Raw genomic sequence first — 1,288 nt, 5'->3', positions numbered from 1 at the left:
CGAAACCGCGTCCGGCATCGCCGGCGCGCGCCGCTTCGATCGTCGCATTGAGCGCGAGCAAATTGGTCTGTCCGGCAATATCGCGGATCAGCCCCAGGATCGATTCGATCGATTTGGCGTGATCGCTGAGCGCACCGCTGGTCTCGACCGCCTGACCCGCTTGCGAGCTGGCGCGCGTGGCGATCTCGGCGGCCGCCTCGACTTCGGTCCGGGCATCCTCGATCGCGCGGATCAGTCCTGCCGCGGTCTGCGCCGCCTCGCGCATCGCCACCGCTGATTGCTCGGCCGCGGCCGCCACCTCAGCGGTCTTGTCGAGCATCCCCTGCGCGGAACTGGACGTGCGCGCCGCTTGGCCGCGAATCTTGTTGCCGAGTTGCGCGGTGCCTTCGATTGACGCCGCGATCGATTCGCGGAATTTGTGCGAACTTTCCAGCCGCGCTTCCTGCGCGCGAGTGCTGACCAGATGGCTGATATAGCTCGTCAGCAAATGCGCCTCGACCAAAGACACGCGCAGCATCACATCGGCATAGCGCGCCATGCGCTCACCATCCTGGGCGCACGCTTCCCCGACGACGCGCGACGTCGCCTGGTGCGCCGCGGCCAGCGACGAGAGCAACGGAGCGAGCGGGACGCCGGCCTGGTCCGCGTCGCGGGCATGCGCGCAGGCCATCGCTTTCCAGTCGCGGCCGAGCGGGTGCTCGAACTTGGCGCGCATATAGACGACGCTGCCGGCGATCTGCGCCTCGAACTTCTCCGGCGTGTAATAGGCGCGGAGGTGCGCGGTTGCGGGATGCGCGACATAATGATCCCAGAAGACGCGGCAGATGCTCTCATAATGCGGTTCGACGATGGGCACGATTTCCGCGCAGATCGGCGCGACCTGCCCATCCCAGTCGAACGGCGGGAGGTCGCGCTTGAGCGCTGCCCTCAATTCGTCGGGCCAAACGACCGGCGGAGTGTCTCCCACGTTATCCTCTCCTGGATTCATGCCGCGACCTTGGCGACGAAGTCGCTGGCGCTGGCCTTGAGTTGCCCGAGCTGACCGTCGAGCGAATCGAACCCCTTGCCGACGCCGTCGATTTCGTTGGCGACGGCTTCGGTATCCTCGCGGATGGTGGCGATGGTGTTCGACATCGAATCGGCGGCAAGCGCGGTTTCGTCGACCGCGGCGGTGATCGCGGTCACCGTCTGCGCCTGCGCTTCCATCGCGAAGCGGATGCGGTTGGCGCTTTCCTGCACTTCGGCGACGGTGGTCTTGATGCTGGCATTGGTATCGACGGTCGAGCGC

2 pseudogenes are annotated in these 1,288 nt (G+C 66.2%); both read right to left on the bottom strand.

Annotation, left to right across the window (positions count from 1 at the left end):
- Positions 1 to 418, bottom strand: a pseudogene (locus SMA01S_RS25455) (methyl-accepting chemotaxis protein); the annotation flags it as partial.
- Between the two features lie 566 nt (positions 419 to 984).
- Positions 985 to 1,288 (bottom strand): annotated as a pseudogene (locus tag SMA01S_RS23950) (methyl-accepting chemotaxis protein); the annotation flags it as partial.

The organism is Sphingomonas mali NBRC 15500 (genome assembly GCF_001598415.1).
Lineage (GTDB): Bacteria > Pseudomonadota > Alphaproteobacteria > Sphingomonadales > Sphingomonadaceae > Sphingomonas > Sphingomonas mali.
Note: the sequence above shows the minus strand (reverse complement) of the source record. Positions and strands in the feature narration are given on the sequence as shown.